A 20,863-nucleotide genomic window follows, 5' to 3' on the forward strand; every position below is an offset into this window, starting at 1 on the left:
TCACACCACCTCGTCCTCGTGCAGGCGGGCGCGCAGGGCCCGTACCGCCGTGTGCAGCCTGCTCTTGACCGTGCCCTCGGGGATGCCCAGCTCCTCGGCGATGCCGCGCACCGGCAGGTCGGCGTAGAAGCGCAGGACGAGGACCTGGCGCTGGGCGTCCGGCAGCTCGTCCAGGCCCTGCGCGACGGCGAGGGACAGGACGCTGCTGTCCTCGTCACCGGGGTGCTCCGCCTGGCGCAGCGCGGCCAGGCGCTCCCCGAGCCGGTCCTGGCGGCGCCTGGCCCGGTGCCAGTCCATGGCCAGGTTGGAGGCGACGACCGCCGCCCAGGCGGACACGTCGCGCGGCGCCTCGCGGCCGCCGGCCGTCCGCTCCAGCAGCCGCAGACGGACCTGCTGCACCCCGTCCGGCAGGTCCGTCTGCGGCACCCCGCCCAGCGCGAGCACCGCCCGCACCCGGCGTTCCTGTGCCGCGTCCAGGGGGTCGTCGCGCACGTCGTCCCCCTGGCCGCGGCGGGCCTTCCTGCGCAGCAAAGCCACCCCTCCCCCGGCCACGTTTTCCCTAGGACGCGCGAGGCCCCCGAAACGTTCACCCGCGCGGCCGCCCCTCGGCGCGAGGCGTACGTCACATCGTCGTGTGGGTCGGGAAGGGATGGGCAGGGGCGGAACAGCACAGCTTGCGGCGCGGGGGCGGGGCGACGGAATTTCTGCAGCTCAGCCGGGTTTCGTGCGCAAGGACCACACCCACCGTCCGAGTCGCCGCGTCCCGGTGTGCGGGCACACCGCGCAAAGGATTGGACAGCCGGGCCGGGCTTCGCCCCATGATGGAAAAGTCTCGGCCGAGCAAAGCGCGCGTGAAGACACGCGCACGAACGGAGAAGGAGCCACCGTGAGGGTCGGAATCGTCGGAGCCACCGGTCAGGTGGGCACGGTCATGCGCAGGATCCTCACGGAGCGCGACTTCCCGGTCACCGAGCTGCGCCTGTTCGCCTCGGCGCGCAGCGCGGGCAAGGAGCTGGACGGGGTGACGGTGGAGGACGCGGCCACCGCCGACTACTCCGGGCTGGACATCGTGCTGTTCTCCGCGGGCGGCGCCACCTCCAAGGCGCTGGCCGAAAAGGTCGCCTCGCAGGGCCCCGTCGTGATCGACAACTCCTCCGCCTGGCGCCGCGACCCCGAGGTGCCCCTGGTGGTCTCCGAGGTGAACCCGCACGCGATCGCCGACCGCCCCAAGGGCATCATCGCCAACCCGAACTGCACCACGATGGCCGCGATGCCGGTGCTGCGTCCACTGCACGACGAGGCGGGTCTGGAAGCCCTCGTCGTCGCCACCTACCAGGCGGTGTCGGGTTCCGGCCTGGCCGGCGTGGACGAGCTGTTCGAGCAGATCCAGAAGGTGGGCGCGGACGCCCCCAAGCTGACCCACGACGGTTCGGCAGCCGAGTTCCCGAAGCCGGAGAAGTACGTGGCGCGGATCGCGTACAACGTGCTGCCGCTGGCCGGGTCCCTCGTCGACGACGGTCTGCACGAGACGGACGAGGAGCAGAAGCTCCGCAACGAGTCCCGCAAGATCCTGGAGATCCCGGAGCTGAAGGTGTCCGGCACCTGCGTGCGCGTGCCCGTCTTCAGCGGCCACTCCCTGCAGATCAACGCCCGTTTCGCCCGCCCGGTCAGCGTGGAGCGCGCCAAGGAGCTGCTGGCCGGAGCCCCCGGTGTGGCGCTCACCGAGGTGCCGACCCCGCTGGAGGCGGCCGGCCAGGACCCGTCGTACGTGGGCCGTATCCGCCGGGACGAGACCGTGGACAACGGCCTCGCCCTGTTCGTCTCCAACGACAACCTGCGCAAGGGCGCGGCCCTGAACGCGGTGCAGATCGCCGAACTGGTGGCGGCGGAGCTGTCCGCCAAGTAGTTCACCGCTTCCCAGGGGGGCGGTCACCCGGTGCGGGGTGGCCGCCCCCTCCCGTGGGAAGCCCCTCGATGCGGAGTATGACAATCCGCCTCACCAGTCGTGCCGGTCATGTGAAGATCACGCCATGACGCACATGACGAAGGGCGGCAACCTGCCCGTTCCCGCAGCCACCCTCCAGGTGGCGGTGACCTGGCGGCAGGGCGTCCACGTACCGGACGTGGACGTTTCGGCCCTGCTGCTCGACGCTGCCGGCCGGGTCCGCTCGGACGCCGACCTCGTCTTCTACAACCAGCCCGCCCACCCGTCGGGCGCCGTGCGCCACCTGGGCAAGGGCCAGGGGGCCGACGGCACGGGCGCCGACTGGCTGTGGCTGGACCTCGCGGCCGTCGAACCCGGGATGGAACGGGTCGTGGTGGCCGCGTCCACCGACGCGGGAACGTTTGGGCAGGTGCCCTTCCTGGATGTCCGGGTCGCTCTGCCGGACGGGCAGCAGGTCGCGTCCTTCACGATCGGGGACGCCTCGACGGAGACCGCCTTCCTCTTCGGCGAGTTCTACCGCAGGAACGGCGGCTGGAAGTTCCGCGCGGTGGGGCAGGGGTACGCCTCGGGCCTCGCCGGGCTCGCCACGGACTTCGGCATCTCGGTCGCCGAGGACCCGCAGCCGGTACCCGTGACCCCGGTCCCCGCGCCCCCTCCTCCCTTGCCACCCGCCCCGCCGATCCCTTACACCCCTCCGGCGGCCCCACTGCACGCGGCGGCGGACGCCGCGTTCTTCCCGGCTCCGCCCGCCGACCGCCTGGCGTCGGAGCTGGCGCTCTCCTTCCCGCCGTTCACGCACCACGCCTCGGGCAAGGAGCGCGTCACCTGCCCGCCGAACCTGCCGCCCGGCGCCCGCGTGGTCGTCGAGATCGAGTGCAGGGACAGCATCTCGGTGCACATCGACTCCTGTGACGCGTACGGACGCGCCGACCGGGATCTGCTGTCGACGTACGAGGACGAGGTCCACGCCCGCACGTTCGCCACCGTCCCCGAGGACCGCCCGCTGTCCCTGGTGGTGCGCGCCGACACGCCCTGGACGCTGCGGGTGCTGCCGCTCGCCCACGCCCGGCGCCTGGTGCACAGCCTCAACGGCCGGGGCCCGGACCTGTTGGTGTACGAGGGCCCCGCGGGCGTGCTGTCCTTCGTCCACCAGGGACAGAGCAACTTCGTCGTCTGGCACTACTTCGCCTCGGACGATCCCGAGTGGCAGGACGACGAGGAGGACCTCCTCGTCAACGAGGTCGGCCGCCTCGACGTACTGGCCCCCGTCCGGGCACCCGGCCTCCTGCGCATCGAGGCCGACGGCCCCTGGCGGCTCGGGGTGGGCGGCTGAGGCGGGCGGGGCTCAGGCCCGGCGCACCTCGTAGAGGAAGCAGCCGTACTCGACGGCCCGGACGTGGACGAGCGCCACGGCCGGGTCGTCGAACGCTTCCCGGAGGGCGTACTCGAAGGCGCCGGGGTCCCCGATCAGCCGCCCGCCCAGGATGTGCCCCTCGGCGGAGTAGCGGCGCAGGGTCCGGTGCGAGTTGGTGAAGGGGAGGCCGTCCGTCTCCGGTCCCGCGCACTCCTCGGCGTGGACGAAGACGGGGCCCTGCTCGTCGTACGGGCCCGGGTCGGCGCCCGTCTCCGCCGCCCAGCGGCGCAGCGGGGCGTAGGAGACGAGGGCGATCCGCTCACCCGCGCGACTGTGGCGCAGGCAGCAGCGCAGGGGTGCGCCGCCCTCGTCGTCGGTGAAGGGTGCGGGGACGCGGCCCGCGTCGTCGGTGGCGCGCAGTTCCTTGAGGGTGGCCGGGGGGACGGGATGTGCGATGCAGCCGTTCATGGGGTCCAGGCTCGCGCGCGCGGAACCCGCGCACCGGCGGGAAACGGACATCGCGTTGGGCGCGGGTCACGTGGAAGGATGGCGCAACCCACACATAACGAGGAGATGACCGCGTGCCTGGCACAAACCTGACTCGCGAAGAGGCGCGGCAGCGGGCGACGCTGCTGACCGTTGACTCGTACGAGATCGATCTCGACCTCACCGGCGCGCAGGAGGGCGGCACCTACCGGTCCGTGACCACGGTGCGCTTCGACGTCGCCGAGGGCGGCGGCGAGTCCTTCATCGACCTGGTCGCGCCGACGGTCCACGAGGTGACGCTGAACGGCGACGCCCTCGATGCCGCCGAGGTGTTCCAGGACTCCCGCATCGCCCTGCCGGGCCTGCTGCCGGGCCGCAACATCCTGCGCGTGGCCGCGGACTGCGCGTACACCAACACCGGCGAGGGCCTGCACCGGTTCGTCGACCCGGTGGACGAACAGGCGTACCTGTACACGCAGTTCGAGGTGCCGGACGCGCGCCGCGTCTTCGCGAGCTTCGAGCAGCCGGACCTGAAGGCGACGTTCCAGTTCACCGTGAGGGCCCCCGAGGGCTGGACGGTCATCTCCAACTCGCCGACGCCCGAGCCGAAGGACAACGTCTGGGAGTTCGAGCCGACGCCCCGCATCTCGTCGTACATCACGGCGCTGATCGTCGGCCCGTACCACTCGGTGCACAGCGTGTACGAGAAGGACGGCCAGTCCGTGCCGCTCGGCATCTACTGCCGTCCCTCGCTGGCCGAGCACCTCGACGCGGACGCGATCTTCGAGGTGACCCGGCAGGGCTTCGACTGGTTCCAGGAGAAATTCGACTACCAGTACCCCTTCAAGAAGTACGACCAGCTCTTCGTGCCGGAGTTCAACGCGGGCGCGATGGAGAACGCGGGCGCGGTGACCATCCGCGACCAGTACGTGTTCCGCTCGAAGGTGACGGACGCCGCGTACGAGGTGCGGGCGGCGACGATCCTGCACGAGCTGGCGCACATGTGGTTCGGCGACCTGGTCACCATGGAGTGGTGGAACGACCTGTGGCTGAACGAGTCGTTCGCCACCTACGCCGAGGCCGCCTGCCAGGCCGCCGCGCCGGGCTCGAAGTGGCCGCACTCGTGGACGACGTTCGCCAACCAGATGAAGACCTGGGCGTACCGGCAGGACCAGCTGCCGTCCACGCACCCGATCATGGCGGACATCGGCGACCTGGACGACGTGCTCGTCAACTTCGACGGCATCACGTACGCCAAGGGCGCCAGCGTGCTCAAGCAGCTCGTGGCGTACGTCGGTGAAGAGGCGTTCTTCAAGGGCGTGCAGGCGTACTTCAAGCGGCACGCGTTCGGCAACACCCGCCTGTCGGACCTGCTGGGCGCGCTGGAGGAGACCTCGGGCCGCGACCTGAAGACCTGGTCGAAGGCGTGGCTGGAGACGGCCGGCATCAACGTCCTGCGCCCGGAGATCGAGACGGACGCGGAGGGTGTCATCACCTCCTTCGCCGTCCGCCAGGAGGCCCCGGCCCTGCCCGCCGGCGCCAGGGGCGAGCCCACCCTCCGTCCCCACCGCATCGCGATCGGCGCCTACGACCTCGACGGCGACGGCAAGCTGGTGCGCGGGGACCGCGTCGAGCTGGACGTGGACGGCGAGCTGACGGCCGTACCGCAGCTGGTCGGCAAGGCCCGCCCGGCGGTGCTGCTCCTGAACGACGACGACCTGTCGTACGCGAAGGTCCGCCTGGACGAGCAGTCGCTCGCGGTCGTCACCGAGCACCTCGGCGACTTCACCGAGTCGCTGCCGCGCGCGCTGTGCTGGGCGTCGGCGTGGGACATGACCCGGGACGCGGAGCTGGCGACCCGGGACTACCTGTCGCTGGTGCTGTCCGGCATCGGCAAGGAGTCCGACATCGGTGTCGTGCAGTCGCTGCACCGCCAGGTGAAGCTGGCCATCGACCAGTACGCCGCCCCCACCGCCCGCGAGACGCTGCTCACCCGCTGGACCGAGGCCACGCTGGCCCACCTGCGCGCCGCCGAGGCGGGCAGCGACCACCAGCTGGCGTGGGCGCGGGCCTTCGCGGCGACGGCGCGGACGCCGGAGCAGCTGGACCTGCTCGACGCGCTGCTCGACGGCACGCAGACGATCGAGGGCCTGGCCGTCGACACCGAGCTGCGCTGGGCGTTCGTGCAGCGGCTCGCGGCCGTGGGCCGGTTCGGCGGGTCGGAGATCGCCGCCGAGTACGACCGGGACAAGACGGCCGCCGGTGAGCGCCACGCGGCCACCGCGCGGGCCGCCCGGCCGACCGAGGCGGCCAAGGCGGAGGCCTGGGAGTCGGTCGTGGAGTCCGACAAGCTGCCCAACGCCGTCCAGGAGGCGGTCATCGCCGGCTTCGTCCAGACCGACCAGCGCGAGCTGCTGGCGTCGTACACGGACCGGTACTTCGAGGCGCTGAAGGACGTCTGGGAGTCCCGCTCGCACGAGATGGCCCAGCAGATCGCGGTCGGCCTGTACCCGGCCGTGCAGGTGTCCCAGGAGACCCTGGACCGCACGGACGCCTGGCTGGCCTCCGCCGAGCCGAACGCGGCCCTGCGCCGCCTGGTCTCGGAGTCCCGCTCCGGCATCGAGCGCGCCCTGCGGGCGCAGGCCGCGGACGCGGCGGCGGCCGAGTAGGCGATCCGTACGAGGGGCGGCGTCCGGTGCGCATGTCGCACCGGACGCCCCCTCGCGTGTGCTCGGGCGGGCGTTCAGGCACGCGCGTCCGCCGCCGCCCGCAGGGCCGTGAGGACGGTGGCCACGGCGGGGGCCTCCTCCGCCCCCTTGCGTACCGCCGCGACGACGTGCCGGACGGGGCGGTCCGCGTGCAGTTCGCGCATCGCCACCCCGTCCCGGGGCACGGCCGCCATGCGCGGTACCAGGGCGACGCCCATGCCCGCCTCGACCATGGCGAGGATCGCCGGCCAGCCGGCCGCCGCGTGGCCCTGGTGCGGCCGGAACCCGGCGGCCTCGCAGGCGCCTCGCGTGATGTCGGACCAGGGCCCGCTGCCGCCGAAGATCCACGGTTCGGCGGCGAGGTCGGCCAGCCGCAGCCGCTCCGTGCGGGCCAGCGGATGGTCGCCGGGCAGGGCGACGTCCAGCGGGTCGGCGAGCAGCGGGACGCGGGTGAAGCGCGGGTCGACGACGCTCGGCGCCTGCGCGGCCAGCGACAGCGCGAGGTCCACCTCCCCGGCGGCCAGCAGTTCGTACGCCTCCTGCGCCTCGGCCTCCCGCACCCGCACCCCGATCCCCGGGCGCGTGGCGCGCAGCGCGGTGACGGCCGGTACGACCAGGGCGGGTACGGCGGTGGAGAAGGCGCCGACCCGGACCTCGCCCGCCTCCCCGCGGATGTGGGCCGCCAACTCGGCGTCGGCGCGTTCCAGTTGCTCGAACACCGCCTCGGCGTGCCGCAGCACCAGCCGGGCCGCGTCGGTCAGCCGGACCCTTCTGCCGTGGGCCTGGAGCAGCTCCACCCCGAGCTGTCTGGAGAGGTTCGCCAGCTGCTGGGAGACGGCGGACGGCGTCATGTGCAGCGCCTCGGCCGTCGCGGTCACCGTGCCCCTCTCGCGCAGCGTCCGCAGGATCTGCAGCTTGCGGATGTCCCAGTCGGCCATGGCGGCAACCTACCGGCGGGCCCCCGCGCCGAGGGCGACGCCGCCGAGGATCAGCGCCATGCAGCCCGCCTGCGTCCAGCCGGTCGGTTCGGCGAGCAGCGCCCAGGACAGCAGGGCGACGCACACCGGCTGGAGGTAGTAGACGACCCCGGCGCGGGACGGGCCGATCAGGGAGATCGCCTTGTTCCAGGCGAAGAAGGCGACGGCGGAGGAGGCGACGCCGACGTACAGCAGCGGCCAGACGGTGCCCGCCGTCGGCTGGAAGCCGCCCTGGACGGCGAGGCTGACGCCCTGTGCGGGCAGCAGCAGGACCGTGCCGAACAGGAACGTGGTGAAGAGGAACCCCGCCCCGTCGAGTCCCGCGGGCCTGCGGCGCAGCAGCGCGCTGTAGGACCCGAAGCAGCAGGCGGCGGCGATCATCCACAGGTCGCCGGCCGAGAAGGACGCCCCGTCCCCTCCGACGAGCAGCAGGACACCCGCGCAGGCCACGGCCGGCCCGGCGATCCGGCGGCCGCCGAGCCGCACGCCGCCCGCCCGTTCGTACAGGGCCATGAGCACCGGGGACGCCGCCATGATCATGCCCATGTTGGCGGCGGGGGTGGTGACGCCGGCCTGGTTGACGAGGGTGTTGTAGACGGTCACGCCGAGCAGGGAGGCGAGGACCACGAAGCCGAGGTGGCGCCGGATCAGGGCGCGCTGCCGCCAGGCCCGCCGGGCGCCGAAGGGGGCGACGACGGCGAGGGCCACCACCCAGCGCCAGAACGCGTGCTGGACGGGCGGCACGCTGTCGCCGAGGGCCCGGGAGGTGACGAAGCTGCCGGACCAGACGAGGGTGGCGAGGACGGCGAGCGCGAGTCCGAGGGCCACGGGCGCCCTCGGACTCGCCCCGGTGGTCCGTCGGGGGGTGGTCGGGGTGGCGTTGCGGCGGGCGGCTGTGGCCACGAAGGTCCTTTGCTGGTCGGGGGCCTGGCGGGCCTACCGTCGCAGGGCCGGACCTGTCAGGTCCATCGAATCTTTCCGACCGTTCTGTGAAGCAGAACCGAACGGTGGCGCGCTCACGGCGGCCACCCGCGCGCGCGGCGCCCACTGCCCCACAAGGGTCGCTCCGAACGCCAGCGCCATGCCCGCCAGTTGCACCGGCCCGAGCGCCTCGCCGAGCGCCGCCCAGCCGATCACGGCGGCGGTCAGCGGCGAGAGCGGGCCGAGGAAGGTGACCTGGGTGGCGGAGAGCCGGCCGATGCCGCGGAACCAGAGCCAGTACGCCAGTGCCGTGTTGGCCAGCGCCAGGTAGAGGTAGCCGCCGATCGCCGGGCCGTCCAGGGCGGGCGGGGCGCCCTCGACCAGCAGGGCGAGCGGCGCGATGAGCAGGCCGCCCGCGGTCAGCTGCCAGCCGGTGAGCGCGAGCGGACCGACACCGTCGGGGCGGCCCCAGCGTCCCGCGAGCACGGTGCCGGTGGACATGGCGGCGGTGGAGGCGACGGCCGCCAGCACGCCGAGGGTGTCCAGTCCCCCGGCCGCCTCCAGCACCACCAGGCTGACGCCGAACGCGGCGACGACGCCGGTGAGCACGGACCGGGTGGTGGGCCGCTGCCCGAGCAGCAGGGCCGAGAGCCCGACCACGAGGAGCGGGCCGACCGAGCCGACGACGGCGGCCATCCCGCCCGGCATCCGGTAGGCGGCGAGGAACAGCAGCGGGAAGAAGGCCCCGATGTTCAGCGCGCCCAGCACCGCCGCCTTCCCCCACCAGGCGCCGCGCGGCAGCACCCGGGCGAGGGCGAGCAGCAGCAGACCGGCGGGCAGGGCGCGCATCAGCCCGGTGAACAGGGGCCGGTCGGGCGGCAGGAACTCGGTGGTCACGGCGTAGGTGCTGCCCCAGGAGACGGGGGCGAGGGCGGTGAGCGCGATGACGGCGGTGCGGGCGGCGGCCATGGGGGCACCCTTCGAGGGCGAGAGAGAAGCTCAGCAGTCAGTAGCTTAGTAACTAGCTTACTTCTAAGCTAGTTACCGTCAAGCCACTTTCTTGCGGCCGAGCGGAATGGCCTCGATACTCGTCCCATGACTGAACGCCCCGAGCCGCGGTCCGCGCCGCGCAAGGACCCCGTCGACGTGATCATCGACCAGTGGGCGGCGGTGCGGCCCGACCTGGACACGGCCGGCATGGAGGTGTTCGGCCGGGTCTTCCGGCTGGCGCGCGCGATGGGCGACCGGATGGAGCAGGCGTACGCGCGCTTCGGCATCTCGCGCGGCGAGTTCGACGCCCTGGCCACCCTGCGCCGCTCCGGCGAGCCGTACACGCTCTCCCCGCGGCAGCTCTCGGCCACGCTGATGCTCACCACCGGCGGTATGACCGGGCGGCTGGACAAGCTGGAACGGGCGGGGCTGCTGCGCCGCTCCCCCGACCCGCACGACCGCCGGGGGCTGCAGGTCACGCTCACCGAACGGGGTCTCCAACTGATCGACGAGGCGGTCGGCGCGGGCCTCGACGCCCAGACCGAGGCGCTGGCCTCCCTCGACGCGGAACGGGCCGGTCAGCTGGCCGGCCTGCTGCGGGACCTCCTCGCCGGTACGGAGAAGTAGGCCCGTCCTCTCAAACGCCGAAGGGCGCCGTCCCCGTCCGCGTACCTGCGGTGGGGGCGGCGCCCTCGGTGGAGCGGGAGAGGGAGGTCAGGCCTTCGCGCCGACCTTGGCCTTGGTCTTCGCCTTGGTCTTGGTACCGGGAGTCGACACCCGGTGGTCCGGGTGGGACCGGTCCAGGACCATGACCAGGCCCGCGATGATCGCGAACAGCGCGAGCGGGGCCAGGACGTAGAGGCCCAGCGTCTCGACGACGCTCAGGCCGGTGCCGGGGTCGTCGCCGTCGTCGCGCGTCAGCGCGAGCGCGGGGGACGACATGAGCAGCATCATCAGCGTCGTACCGGCTGCCAGGGCGCCGGCGCGCAGGGCGTTCTTCTTGTCCACGGTGCAAAGTTAGCGAACGGTCCGGGCGGCCGCGCGCCCGGGGTGCCCGTACGGGGCCCGCGGGCGCGCGGCGCGACCGCCCCGTTCAGCTCTCCCGGTCCCCGTCGCCTTCCCGTACGACGTCGATCAGCGCGTGCAGGCGGGGCGAGGCGGCCAGCTCCTCCAGCGTCACCGGCCGGCCCTCGGCGTCGGCGACGGGCAGCCGCCAGTTCGGGTACTGGTCCCAGGTGCCGGGCAGGTTCTGCGGGCGGCGGTCGCCCACGGCGTCCGGGAGCCAGATGCCGACCATGCGGGCGGGGGTGCGCAGCAGGAAGCGGTGCACCGCCTGGATCCCCGCCTCCTCGGCGGGCGTTCCGGTGTCACCGCCGGTGCCGTGCAGCAGACCGAGCCGGGCCAGTACGTCGAGCCACTCCGCGGTGTCCGCGGCGGCCTCGGCGCGTTCCTCCTCCAGCGGGCGGGTGAGCAGGCCGAGCCGGTCGCGGAGTTCGACGTGCTCTCCGGTGAGGCGGGCGGCGGTGGACGGCAGGTCGTGGGTGGTGGCGGTGGCCAGGCAGTCGGCGCGCCACCGCTCGGGCGGCAGGGGGCGGCCGTCGCCGGTCCAGTCCCGTTCGAACCACAGCACCGAGGTGCCCAGCACCCCGCGCTCGCGCAACGCCTCGCGCACACCGGGCTCCACGGTGCCCAGGTCCTCACCGATGACGACGCCACCGGCCCGGCCCGCCTCCAGGACGAGGACGGCGAGCATGGCCTCGGCGTCGTAGTGGACGTAGGTGCCCTCGGTGGGCGGGTGGCCCTCGGGCACCCACCAGAGCCGGAACAGACCCATGACGTGGTCGACGCGCAGGGCCCCCGCGTACCGGAACAGGCCGCGCAGCAGCGCCCGGAAGGGCGCGTACCCGCGGTCGGCCAGGCGGTCCGGACGCCAGGGCGGCAGACCCCAGTCCTGGCCGCGGGAGTTGAAGGCGTCCGGCGGTGCGCCCACCGACATCCCGGCGGCGAAGTACTCCCGCTGCGCCCAGGAGTCGGCGCCGCGCGGGTGCACGCCGACGGCGAGGTCGTGGACGATCCCGACCGGCATGCCCGCCTCGCGGGCGGTGCGCTGGGCGGCGGTGAGCTGGGTGTCGGCGAGCCAGGTGAGCCGGGAGTGGAAGTCGACCCGGTCCATCAGCTCGCGGCGGGCGCGGTCGGTGTCGGCCGAGCGGGGGTCGCGCAGCCCCTCGGGCCACCGGTGCCAGTCGGAGCCGTGGACCTCGGCGAGCGCGCACCAGGTGGCGTGGTCCTCCAGGGCGGTGCCCTGTTCGGCGAGGTAGTCGCAGTAGGCGGCGCGGCGGCCGGGGCCGAGGGGGACCTCGTGGAGCAGTTCGAGGGCGTCGCGCTTCAGCTCCCACACGGCGTCCCGGTCGATCAGGGCGCCCTTGTCCAGGACGCCCTCGCGCAGCCGCCCGGCCCGTTCCCGCAGGGTCCGGGCGCGCTCGTGGTCGGTGACGTACGCGAACTCGGGCACGTCCTCGATCCGCAGGTGCACCGGGTCGGGGAAGCGGCGCGAGGAAGGCCGGTAGGGGGACGGGTCGGTGGGGGCGCCGGGCACGGCCGCGTGCAGCGGGTTGACCTGGACGAATCCGGCGCCGAGGGAGCGTCCGGCCCAGGCGGCCAGCTCACCGAGGTCGCCGAGGTCGCCCATGCCCCAGGAGCGGCGGGAGAGGAGGGAGTAGAGCTGGACGAGGAGCCCGTGGGAGCGGACGGCGGGGGTGGGCAGCCGGGCGGGCGCGACGATCAGGTGGGCGTCGGCGGTGCGGCCGTCGGGCGCGGTGGCGGTCAGCCGGTGCACCCCGTGCGGAAGCCGGCCGGCGCCGTCGTGGCGCTCGCCCTGCTCGGTGTCGACGCGCAGCCGGGTGCCGGCGGGCAGGGCGGACAGTGCGGCCGGGGTGGCGCCGCCGTCCCAGCGGACCACGGTGGGCGGCAGCAGCCGTGCGCGCAGCTCGCTCTCGCGGGCGGCGAGCGCGGCCCGTACGGCCCCGGGACTGCTCGCGTCCACGCCGAGGGCGGCCAGCGCGAGGGTCACGGCGGTGGCCGAGGCGGGGACGGTGCGGTCCGGGGAGGGGCGGTAGGAGGTGGCGACGCCGTGCAGGGCGGCGAGCCTGGTCAGATCCTCGGGAAGGTCCTCGGCGGGGGGCTCGGCCGACTGGGCTGCGGGCATCTGCTTCCTCTACGACCTCGTGGATTCCGGGACGGGGACGGCGAAGGAGGGGCCGCCCTGCTCCGGCACGTCGGCCGTGAGTTCGGGCGAGGACTCGCTGGTCAGCGGTACGGCGTCGGCGAACGGCGACTCGCTGGTGAGGGGCTCGGCGTCGGGCAGCGGGGGTTCGCTGGTCAGCGGGGTCTCGGCGCAGCTGCCGGTGGCGCCGAAGACGCAGTAGTGCGGGGTCTCGGAGGCGGCGGAGGGCTCCGCCCAGGGGGTGGACGGCTCCGCCACGGGTTTGGAGGGGGCCGGCAGCAGAAGGGGCGCCAGTGCAGCCACGGGGGTCTCCTTTGGATCAGGCTCTGGTTCGGACTCTGGATCAAGCTCGGGGTCGGGCTCTGGTCGGGCGTGGTGTCGAGCACGCTTGTGGCGAGTTACGGCAGCCCCTACCCAGTCCGCGCGAGGACAGACGCCCCAATACCGCCAACGTGACCCTGGTCACATTTATCCCCTCCCGAACACGCCCAGACCCGGCCAAAAAATCACCTAACCCGCGCACGGATCGCCCAAACCGGCCAGGCTTGCACGCCGCGCACGCCGCGCACGCCGCGCACGCGCGCTCAGATCCCGGCTCGGGACGGATCGTCGAAGGAAGCACATGCCGTCACTGCCCCACCGGCTCGTCCAGGCGCTGGACCGGTGCAACGCCGCGCATCCCTGGGACCACAACGCCCACTACCACCGCTGGATCCTGCGACAGCTCCCCCACCGGTTCGGCAGCGCGCTGGACATCGGTTCCGGCTCGGGTGACCTGGCCCGCCTGCTCGCCACCCGCGCCGACGAGGTCAGCGGCGTCGACTCCGATCCCGTGATCGTCGCGCAGGCTCGCGCGCTGACCCCCGAGCCGACGGCGGCGTCCTTCACCGTCGCGGACGCCCTGACGGAACTCCCCGCCGGGCCACACGACGCGATCACCTGCGTCGCCGCCCTCCACCACCTGCCGTTCACCGAGGCCCTCGACACCTTCCGTGGGCACCTGGCCCCCGGCGGCACCCTGGTCGTCGTCGGCCTCTACCGACCGCGAACCGCCACGGACCACCTGCTCGGCGCGGCCGCCGTCCTCCCCAACGCCGCCGTCGGGTGGCTCAAGAACAGGGGCTGCGCAAGACCCCGCCCGGCCTCGATGACCGCCCGGACCCGGCCCGCCGACATGACGTTCTCCGACATCACCGAAGCGGCACGGGAAGCCCTGCCCGGCGCCCGGCTGCGGCGCCGTCTCTTCTGGCGCTACACCCTCATCTGGCGCCATCTCGTACGACTCGGACACCGACCAGCACGACCGGGTCGACAAGCCCCGGGCCTACGCCGGGGCGGGGATCCCGGTGCATCTGCTGATCGACCGGGACACCTGTGAGGTCAAGGTGCACAGCCGCCCGGACGGGGGACGGTACGAGACCGTGCGGACGCTGCCCTTCGGCAAGGAGGTCGCGCTGCCCGAGCCGGTCGGGATCGCCCTGGACACCGAGCCGCTGAAGAACTGGGTGCGCTGAGCCGGAGCAAGCGGAGGCCCGGAGCGTCAGGCGGAGATGCCGTCGATCCGGGCCATGGCGTCGTCCGCGCCGTACGGCTGCAAGTACGGCAACCAGCGCGGGTCCCGGTGCCCGGTGCCGATGATGCGCCAGGCCAGACCGGTGGGCGGGGCCGGTTTGTGGCGCAGGCGCCAGCCCAGCTCGACCAGGTGGCGGTCTGCCTTGACGTGGTTGCAGCGGCGGCACGACGCCACCACGTTGTCCCATGCGTGCAGGCCCCCGCGGCTGCGCGGGATGACGTGGTCGACGCTGGTGGCGACGGCGCCGCAGTACATGCAGCGGCCTCCGTCGCGGGCGAAGAGGGCACGGCGGGTGAGCGGGACGGGGCCACGGTAGGGCACCCGCACGAATCGCTTGAGCCGGACCACGCTGGGTGCGGGCACGGTGACGGTCGCGCTGTGCAGATAGGCGCCGGTCTCCTCGAGGCACACGGCCTTGTTCTCCAGGACGAGGACGAGCGCGCGGCGGAGCGGTACGACGCCGAGTGGCTCGTACGACGCGTTGAGGACCAGGACATGCGGCACGGGTGCCTCCTTGGGCGTCGGCGGCGCGTGGCTCGCGCCGGGACGATCTGGTTCAGTCTCCCCTCATGCCTGGTCGTAGCGCCACCATGTCCCGGTAACGGGCTGGGAGTGTTTTCGACCACACGGGGCCCGGGGCCCCGGGCGTGACCAGTTCGAGCGCGGGTGAGCAGTGTCTCCCCCGCCCATTTCGGGCCGAACCGCGTCCGGTGCCCCGTTAGTGTGGTGCATCTGCCCGTCCGGTGACCTTTCCGTGACCTTGGACCGGACCTCGGACCGGACCGCGCAGGACGGGCCGCCGCACCTGGAGGTTTCCGCCGTGTCCCTGTCCGCCGCCGTCCTACTGGCCGCCGGTTCGTCGTCGCCCTCGCCGTCGCCGTCACCGACGACCCCGACCGTGCCCTCGCTGAAGGAGGCCCACGAGAGCGCGACGAACGCCGCGGGCTGGGTCGAGGAGAACTGGTCGACGTGGCTCGCGATCGGGCTACGGGTGCTGCTGATCGTGGTGATCGCGGTGGTACTGCGCGCGGTGGTGCGGCGGGCGATCACCAAGCTCATAGACCGGATGAACCGCAGGAGCGGGGCGTCCGGCGGCACCGCGCTGAGCGGGCTGCTGGTCAACGCCGAGCGGCGCCGGCAGCGCTCCGAGGCGATCGGGTCCGTCCTGCGCTCGGTGGCCAGCTTCCTCATCCTCGGCACCGCCGCCCTGATGGTGCTCGGCACCTTCCAGATCAACCTGGCCCCGCTGCTCGCCTCCGCCGGTGTCGCCGGTGTCGCGATCGGCTTCGGCGCCCGCAACCTGGTCACCGACTTCCTGTCCGGCGTGTTCATGATCCTGGAGGACCAGTACGGCGTCGGCGACAGCATCGACGCGGGCGTGGCCTCCGGCGAGGTCATCGAGGTCGGGCTGCGGGTGACCAAGCTGCGCGGCGTCGACGGCGAGATCTGGTACGTCCGCAACGGCGAGGTCAAGCGCATCGGCAACCTCTCCCAGGGCTGGTCCACGGCCGGTGTGGACGTGACCGTCCGCTCCGACGAGGACCTGGACAAGGTGAAGGAGGCCCTCACCGCGGTCGGCGAGCGGATGAGCAAGGAGGAGCCCTGGAACGAGATGCTCTGGGGGCCGATCGAGACGCTCGGCCTGGACTCCGTCCTGCTCGACTCGATGGTGGTGCGGGTCTCCGCGAAGACCATGCCCGGCAAGGCCCTCACCGTCGAGCGTGAGCTGCGCTGGCGCATCAAGCGGGCCTTCGACGCGGCCGGCATCGCGATCGTCGGCGGCGCCACCGTCCCGCTGGAGGGCGTCCCGGCGGCCGCCGACCCGGCGGCGGGCGTCGCGGCACCGTCGGCGTACGCGAGCACGGCGTCGCCGCAGTCCATGGCGGCGTCCCCCATTCCGCCGCCCAGCACCAGCAAGTAACCGCGCCCCGTGCGCCCGCCGCCCCCGAGGTAACGACCGCGTCGCCTCGGGGGCGGACTCTTGACGCCTCCTCGCGGCGGGCCTACGTTCTCCAGCCAACAGGAAACTTTCCTAACAGACGCTTCCAGGGCGTCCCGCCGGAACGTGTCCCGTGATCCGCGCGGTGGACTTCCCCCACCGCACCCTGAAAAGCTGAGCGGTCGAGAGGCAGGTGTGGACACGCATGGCAGGAACCGCCGGTACGCCGGGCACCCCGCGCGTCCTGCGCGCCATGAACGACCGGGCCGCACTCGACCTCCTGCTGGAGCACGGGCCGCTGTCCCGGACCCGGATCGGCAAGCTGACCGGTCTGTCGAAGCCGACCGCCTCGCAGTTGCTGGCCCGCCTGGAGGCGGCGGGGCTGGTCCTGGCGGGGGGCACGACCGAGGGGCGCCCCGGGCCCGGCGCCCAGCTCTACGAGGTCAACCCGGCCGCCGCCTACGCCGCCGGGCTCGACGTCGCCCCGGGCCGCATCCTGGCCGCCGTCGCCGACGTCACCGGGCGCACGGTCGGCCGGTACGAGCTGCCCACCCCGGGCCGCCGCCCCGCCGTCCCCGTCGTGCAGCAGGTCACCGACGCCCTGGACGGCGCGGTGAAGGCGGCCGGACTCGTCCGCGCCGACGTCCACCGCCTCGTCATCGGCACGCCGGGCGCCTTCGACCCCGGTACCGGGCGGCTGCGGTACGCCTCCCACCTGCCCGGCTGGCACTCCCCCGCGCTCCTGGAGGAACTCGCCGCCGCCCTGCCGATGCCGGTGGAGTACGAGAACGACGTGAACCTCGCCGCCGTGGCCGAGCAGCGCCTCGGCGCGGCCCGGGGGCACGAGGACTTCGTCCTGCTGTGGAACCAGGAGGGCCTGGGCGCCGCCCTGGTCCTGGGCGGCCGGCTGCACCGCGGCTGGACCGGCGGCGCCGGGGAGGTCGGGTTCCTGCCGGTGCCGGGCGCCCCGCTGGTGCGCAAGGTCAGCCGTACCGGCAGCGGCGGCTTCCAGGAGCTGGCCGGTTCCCAGGCCCTGCCGGGGCTGGCCCGGGAGCTGGGCGTCACCGACGTGCCCGCGGGGCCGTACACCGAGGCCGCCGCCGCCCTGGTCGCCCGCGCGGCGCGGGCCGGCTCCGGCGACGACCCGCACCGCCGGCTGCTCCAGACCTACGCCACCCGCCTGGCCACCGGCCTCGCCTCCCTCGTCTCGGTACTGGACCCCGAGCTGGTGGTCCTCAGCGGCACCTCACTCACCGCGGGCGGTGAGGCGCTGCGCGACCTGGTCCAGGACGAGCTGGAGGAACTGGCCGCCTCCCGGCCCCGGCTCGCCGTCGGCGACGTGACCGAGCACCCCGTGCTGCGCGGCGCACTGGAGAGCGCGCTCGCGACCACCCGCGACGAGGTCTTCGACACCTCGCGCTGACCCCGCGCCGTCCCACCGGCCCCATCCCGCCCACCGGCCCCATCCCGCCCCACCCACCTGTCCCCACCCTGCCCCTGGGAGCTTCGCCATGCCCGGAATATCCAGGAAAGCGGCCCTCGCGATCGCCGCCTCCGCCTCCCTCGCCCTGCTCGCCACCGCCTGTACCGGTCAGGCGGATTCCTCGGCGGACGGCGCCTCCGACGATCCGAACGCCGAGACGACCATCACCTTCTGGCACGGCTGGAGCGCGCCCGCCGAGGTGAAGGCCGTCCAGGCCAACGTGGACCGCTTCGAGAAGGCGCACCCCAACATCAAGGTGAAGGTCGTCGGCAACATCAACGACGACAAGCTCAACCAGGCTCTGCGCGCGGGCGGTTCGAGCGGCCCCGACGTGGTGTCGTCGTTCACCACCTCCAACATCGGCAAGTTCTGCTCCTCGGGTGCCTTCCTCGACCTCAAGCCCTTCATCGAGAAGTCGAAGCTCGACCTGGACGCGCTCATCCCGAAGCCGATGCTGGACTACACCCAGTTCGAGGGCACGCGCTGCGCCCTGCCGCTGCTCGGCGACGCCTACGGCCTCTACTACAACAAGGACGCCTTCGAGGCGGCCGGGATCAAGGCACCGCCGAAGACCTGGTCGGAGTTCGCCCGGGTGGCGAAGAAGCTGACGAAGACCGAGGGCGACGGGTACCAGCAGCTCGGCTTCATGCCGAACTACCACGGCTACGAGAGCGTCGTCGACCACTACATGTCCCAGTGGGACCACGCCTACTTCGACGAGGACGGCAGGTCCAGCGTCGCCGAGGACCCGGCGTTCGCCGAGATGTTCACGTACCAGAAGAAGCTCGTCGACGACCTCGGCGGCTTCGAGAAGCTGGAGAGGTACCGCAACACCTTCGGCGACGAGTGGGGCGCCAAGCACCCCTTCCAGACCGGCCAGGTCGCCATGCAGCTGGACGGCGAGTGGCGGCTCGGCATGGCGAAGGACGCGGGCGTCGGCTTCGAGATCGGCACCGCGCCGATGCCCGTCGCCGACGACGAGGCGGACGAGTACGGCAAGGGCTTCCTGTCCGGCACCGTCATGGGCATCGCCCCGCGGAGCAAGAAGCAGAACGCCGCGTGGGAGCTGGTGAAGTACATGACGACCGACACCGGGGCCGTCGTCGCCTTCGCCAACGCCATCCGCAACGTGCCCTCCACCTTCCCGGCCCTCAAGTCGCCGGACCTGAAGACCGACCCGGCGTTCAAGACCTTCCTCGACATCGCCCAGCACCCCGAGTCGAACTCCCCGCCCGCCTCCGTCAACGGTGCCACGTACCAGCTGACCCTCCAGGACTTCGGCTACCGGTACGAGTCGGGCAAGGAGAAGGACCTCAAGGCTGGCCTGGAGAAGGCCGCCGCACAGATCGACCGCGACATCGCGCAGGCGAAGTAGGGCACATGACCACGTCCATGACCGCGTCCACACCCGCGTCCCGGTCCGCGAACACCCTCCGCGCCAAGCACCGGCGCTCGGCGCTGCGCACGGTGGCCTTCATGTCACCGTGGCTCGTCGGGTTCGGCGTCTTCTTCGCCTATCCCCTGGTGTCCACCGTGTACTTCTCGCTCATGAAGTACGACGGCTTCGGCGTCCCGGAGTTCCGGGGCCTGGAGAACTGGGCGTACGTCTTCGGGGACTACCCGCTGTTCTGGCCCGCGCTGCGCAACACGCTCTGGCTGGTCCTGGTGATGGTGACCTGCCGGGTGGCGTTCGGGCTCGGGGTGGGGCTGCTCATCACCAGGATCAGGACGGGTGCCGGGATCTTCCGCACCCTCTTCTACCTGCCCTACCTCGCCCCGCCCGTCGCCGCGACCCTGGCCTTCGTCTTCCTCCTCAATCCCGGTACGGGACCGGTCAACTCGGTCCTGGAGGGCCTCGGCGTGCCGGCGCCCGGCTGGTTCACGGACGCCGCCTGGTCCAAACCGGCGCTGACCGCGCTCGCGGTGTGGGGCGTGGGCGACCTGATGGTGATCTTCATGGCCGCGCTGCTCGACGTGCCGAAGGAGCAGTACGAGGCGGCCGAGCTGGACGGGGCCTCGGCCTGGCAGCGGTTCCGGTTCGTGACGCTGCCGAACATCTCGCCGATCGTGCTGTTCGCCGTGGTCACGGGCGTGATCCAGACCATGCAGTACTACACGCAGCCGCTGGTCGCCGGGAAGGTCGCCTCCGGGATCATCGGTGGCTCCGGCCAGTCCTTCGAGCCCGGCTATCCCGACAAGTCGACCCTCACCCTCCCCCAGCTCGTCTACAACCTCGGCTTCCAGCGCTTCGACTACGGCTCCGCCTGTGTGGTCGCGCTCGTGCTGTTCGCGCTGGCGATGGCGTTCACCGCGCTGCTGATGCGCCGCCGGGGCGGTCTGATCCAGGCAGGTGACCGATGACCCGGGTAGCGATGACCCCAGTACTGGACCGGCCCGTCGCGGCCGGTACGCCGCCCGCCGAGGAGCGCGTCGCGCGCAGACGCGTCCTGCTGCGCTGGATCGCCGTCCACTCCCTGGGCGTGGCCGCCGCCCTCTTCTTCACGCTGCCGTTCGTCTTCGTGGTGCTCACCTCGCTGATGAGCGACCAGCAGGCCCTCACCCGCGACCTGTGGCCGCACACCTGGGAGTGGGGCAACTACCGCGCGGTCCTGGACACGCCCGGCTTCCTCACCTGGTGGAAGAACACCCTGCTGTACGCGGGCCTCGGCACCGTGCTGACCGTGGCGTCCTCGATCCCGGTGGCGTACGCGCTGGCCAAGTTCCGCTTCCGGGGCCGGCACCTGTCCCTGATGCTGGTGATCTCGATGATGATGCTGCCCCCGCAGGTGATCGTCATCCCGATGTACCTGTTCTGGGCGAAGCAGCTGGACCTGTCCGGGACGCTGTGGCCGCTGATCATCCCGATGGCCTTCGGCGACGCCTTCTCCATCTTCCTGCTGCGCCAGTTCCTGCTGACCATCCCGGACGAGTACCTGGACGCGGCGAAGGTCGACGGCTGCGGGGAGCTGCGCACCCTGCTGAAGGTCGTCCTGCCGATGGCGAAGCCGGGCATCGCGGCCGTGGCCCTCTTCCAGTTCTTCTACGCCTGGAACGACTACTTCGGCCCCCAGATCTACGCCTCCGAGAACCCCGGCGCCTGGACGCTCTCCTACGGCCTGGAGTCCTTCAAGGGCGCCCACCACACCGACTGGAACCTCACCATGGCCGCGACCGTGCTGGTCATGGCCCCCGTGATCCTCGTGTTCTTCTTCGCGCAGAAGGCGTTCGTCGAGGGTGTCACGCTGACTGGAGTAAAGGGTTGAT

19 protein-coding genes and 1 pseudogene are annotated in these 20,863 nt (G+C 72.7%); 11 read left to right on the top strand and 9 right to left on the bottom strand.

Annotation, left to right across the window (positions count from 1 at the left end; all coding sequences use genetic code 11):
* Nucleotides 1–537, bottom strand: a complete 537-nt coding sequence (locus BZZ08_RS19890; RefSeq protein WP_104633607.1) for an RNA polymerase sigma factor — start codon at nt 535–537, stop codon at nt 1–3.
* A gap of 349 nt (nt 538–886) precedes the next feature.
* Between BZZ08_RS19890 and BZZ08_RS19895 the strand changes: the two genes are divergently transcribed.
* Complete coding sequence (locus tag BZZ08_RS19895; protein WP_104633608.1) at nt 887–1,906, top strand: aspartate-semialdehyde dehydrogenase; 1,020 nt, start codon at nt 887–889, stop codon at nt 1,904–1,906.
* A gap of 124 nt (nt 1,907–2,030) precedes the next feature.
* Entirely contained in the window at nt 2,031–3,278 is a 1,248-nt protein-coding gene (locus BZZ08_RS19900) for a TerD family protein (protein WP_104633609.1), read from the top strand.
* A 12-nt stretch (nt 3,279–3,290) separates the two neighbouring features.
* On the opposite strand, the gene BZZ08_RS19905 is transcribed toward BZZ08_RS19900, so the two are convergent.
* Nucleotides 3,291–3,767, bottom strand: coding sequence for a DUF1203 domain-containing protein (locus BZZ08_RS19905; RefSeq protein ID WP_104633610.1), 477 nt, complete (start codon nt 3,765–3,767; stop codon nt 3,291–3,293).
* Between the two features lie 113 nt (nt 3,768–3,880).
* Between BZZ08_RS19905 and pepN the strand changes: the two genes are divergently transcribed.
* The gene (gene pepN / locus BZZ08_RS19910) at nt 3,881–6,454 is read left to right on the top strand and encodes an aminopeptidase N (RefSeq protein WP_104633611.1); all 2,574 of its coding nucleotides are present in this window, start codon (nt 3,881–3,883) and stop codon (nt 6,452–6,454) included.
* 74 nt (nt 6,455–6,528) lie between these two features.
* On the opposite strand, the gene BZZ08_RS19915 is transcribed toward pepN, so the two are convergent.
* From BZZ08_RS19915 to BZZ08_RS19925, 3 genes are read right to left on the bottom strand one after another with little or no spacing between them, the layout of a single operon-like run.
* Nucleotides 6,529–7,431 carry a LysR family transcriptional regulator gene (locus BZZ08_RS19915; RefSeq protein WP_104633612.1) on the bottom strand — a complete coding sequence of 301 codons (903 nt, stop codon included), beginning with the start codon at nt 7,429–7,431 and terminating at the stop codon, nt 6,529–6,531.
* Between the two features lie 9 nt (nt 7,432–7,440).
* Nucleotides 7,441–8,373 carry a DMT family transporter gene (locus BZZ08_RS19920; RefSeq protein ID WP_104633613.1) on the bottom strand — a complete coding sequence of 311 codons (933 nt, stop codon included), beginning with the start codon at nt 8,371–8,373 and terminating at the stop codon, nt 7,441–7,443.
* Nucleotides 8,374–8,406: 33 nt separating this feature from the next.
* Nucleotides 8,407–9,360 carry an EamA family transporter gene (locus BZZ08_RS19925; protein WP_104633614.1) on the bottom strand — a complete coding sequence of 318 codons (954 nt, stop codon included), beginning with the start codon at nt 9,358–9,360 and terminating at the stop codon, nt 8,407–8,409.
* A 126-nt stretch (nt 9,361–9,486) separates the two neighbouring features.
* Between BZZ08_RS19925 and BZZ08_RS19930 the strand changes: the two genes are divergently transcribed.
* Nucleotides 9,487–10,008, top strand: a complete 522-nt coding sequence (locus BZZ08_RS19930; protein WP_104633615.1) for a MarR family winged helix-turn-helix transcriptional regulator — start codon at nt 9,487–9,489, stop codon at nt 10,006–10,008.
* An 87-nt stretch (nt 10,009–10,095) separates the two neighbouring features.
* Here the strand turns inward: BZZ08_RS19930 and BZZ08_RS19935 are convergent, their stop codons facing one another.
* From BZZ08_RS19935 to BZZ08_RS19945, 3 genes are all read right to left on the bottom strand, one after another.
* A complete protein-coding gene (locus BZZ08_RS19935) occupies nt 10,096–10,389 on the bottom strand; it encodes a hypothetical protein (RefSeq protein ID WP_104633616.1) in 294 nt (97 codons plus the stop codon).
* Between the two features lie 85 nt (nt 10,390–10,474).
* Nucleotides 10,475–12,586, bottom strand: coding sequence for a 4-alpha-glucanotransferase (gene malQ, locus BZZ08_RS19940; protein ID WP_104633617.1), 2,112 nt, complete (start codon nt 12,584–12,586; stop codon nt 10,475–10,477).
* Nucleotides 12,587–12,595: 9 nt separating this feature from the next.
* Nucleotides 12,596–12,907 (bottom strand): hypothetical protein, encoded by a 312-nt coding sequence (locus BZZ08_RS19945; protein ID WP_104633618.1) that lies wholly within the window; start codon nt 12,905–12,907, stop codon nt 12,596–12,598.
* Between the two features lie 319 nt (nt 12,908–13,226).
* Between BZZ08_RS19945 and BZZ08_RS19950 the strand changes: the two genes are divergently transcribed.
* Together BZZ08_RS19950 and BZZ08_RS19955 are read left to right on the top strand one after the other, a co-directional pair.
* Nucleotides 13,227–13,982, top strand: a complete 756-nt coding sequence (locus BZZ08_RS19950; RefSeq protein WP_342211014.1) for a class I SAM-dependent methyltransferase — start codon at nt 13,227–13,229, stop codon at nt 13,980–13,982.
* Nucleotides 13,879–14,118 (top strand): annotated as a pseudogene (locus BZZ08_RS19955) (Uma2 family endonuclease); the annotation flags it as partial. The gene BZZ08_RS19950 and the pseudogene BZZ08_RS19955, both read left to right, overlap by 104 nt.
* A gap of 26 nt (nt 14,119–14,144) precedes the next feature.
* Here BZZ08_RS19955 and BZZ08_RS19960 read toward each other — a convergent pair.
* Entirely contained in the window at nt 14,145–14,681 is a 537-nt protein-coding gene (locus BZZ08_RS19960) for an HNH endonuclease (protein WP_104633619.1), read from the bottom strand.
* Nucleotides 14,682–14,937: 256 nt separating this feature from the next.
* Here BZZ08_RS19960 and BZZ08_RS19965 point away from each other — a divergent pair, with 256 nt between their 5' ends.
* From BZZ08_RS19965 to BZZ08_RS19985, 5 genes are all read left to right on the top strand, one after another.
* Entirely contained in the window at nt 14,938–16,098 is a 1,161-nt protein-coding gene (locus BZZ08_RS19965) for a mechanosensitive ion channel family protein (RefSeq protein WP_241965517.1), read from the top strand.
* A gap of 223 nt (nt 16,099–16,321) precedes the next feature.
* On the top strand, nt 16,322–17,539 hold the full coding sequence (locus tag BZZ08_RS19970; protein ID WP_104633621.1) for an ROK family transcriptional regulator: 1,218 nt from the start codon (nt 16,322–16,324) through the stop codon (nt 17,537–17,539).
* Nucleotides 17,540–17,627: 88 nt separating this feature from the next.
* Nucleotides 17,628–18,974, top strand: a complete 1,347-nt coding sequence (locus BZZ08_RS19975) for an ABC transporter substrate-binding protein (RefSeq protein WP_104633622.1) — start codon at nt 17,628–17,630, stop codon at nt 18,972–18,974.
* A 5-nt stretch (nt 18,975–18,979) separates the two neighbouring features.
* Nucleotides 18,980–19,960 (top strand): carbohydrate ABC transporter permease, encoded by a 981-nt coding sequence (locus tag BZZ08_RS19980; protein ID WP_241965516.1) that lies wholly within the window; start codon nt 18,980–18,982, stop codon nt 19,958–19,960.
* An 11-nt stretch (nt 19,961–19,971) separates the two neighbouring features.
* On the top strand, nt 19,972–20,862 hold the full coding sequence (locus tag BZZ08_RS19985; RefSeq protein WP_104633623.1) for a carbohydrate ABC transporter permease: 891 nt from the start codon (nt 19,972–19,974) through the stop codon (nt 20,860–20,862).
* The last annotated feature ends 1 nt before the right edge of the window (nt 20,863 follow it).

The sequence above is a fragment of the Streptomyces sp. MH60 genome, from assembly GCF_002939385.1.
In the GTDB taxonomy this organism is placed as follows: domain Bacteria; phylum Actinomycetota; class Actinomycetes; order Streptomycetales; family Streptomycetaceae; genus Streptomyces.

Excerpts from the sequence above, each read along its gene's own strand:
- BZZ08_RS19900 (WP_104633609.1), top strand. The coding sequence starts at position 2,031 with ATGACGCACATGACGAAGGGCGGCAACCTGCCCGTTCCCGCAGCCACC.
- BZZ08_RS19905 (WP_104633610.1), bottom strand. The coding sequence starts at position 3,767 with ATGAACGGCTGCATCGCACATCCCGTCCCCCCGGCCACCCTCAAGGAA.
- BZZ08_RS19915 (WP_104633612.1), bottom strand. The coding sequence starts at position 7,431 with ATGGCCGACTGGGACATCCGCAAGCTGCAGATCCTGCGGACGCTGCGC.
- BZZ08_RS19925 (WP_104633614.1), bottom strand. The coding sequence starts at position 9,360 with ATGGCCGCCGCCCGCACCGCCGTCATCGCGCTCACCGCCCTCGCCCCC.
- BZZ08_RS19930 (WP_104633615.1), top strand. The coding sequence starts at position 9,487 with ATGACTGAACGCCCCGAGCCGCGGTCCGCGCCGCGCAAGGACCCCGTC.
- malQ (WP_104633617.1), bottom strand. The coding sequence starts at position 12,586 with ATGCCCGCAGCCCAGTCGGCCGAGCCCCCCGCCGAGGACCTTCCCGAG.
- BZZ08_RS19950 (WP_342211014.1), top strand. The coding sequence starts at position 13,227 with ATGCCGTCACTGCCCCACCGGCTCGTCCAGGCGCTGGACCGGTGCAAC.
- BZZ08_RS19970 (WP_104633621.1), top strand. The coding sequence starts at position 16,322 with ATGGCAGGAACCGCCGGTACGCCGGGCACCCCGCGCGTCCTGCGCGCC.
- BZZ08_RS19975 (WP_104633622.1), top strand. The coding sequence starts at position 17,628 with ATGCCCGGAATATCCAGGAAAGCGGCCCTCGCGATCGCCGCCTCCGCC.
- BZZ08_RS19980 (WP_241965516.1), top strand. The coding sequence starts at position 18,980 with ATGACCACGTCCATGACCGCGTCCACACCCGCGTCCCGGTCCGCGAAC.
- BZZ08_RS19985 (WP_104633623.1), top strand. The coding sequence starts at position 19,972 with ATGACCCCAGTACTGGACCGGCCCGTCGCGGCCGGTACGCCGCCCGCC.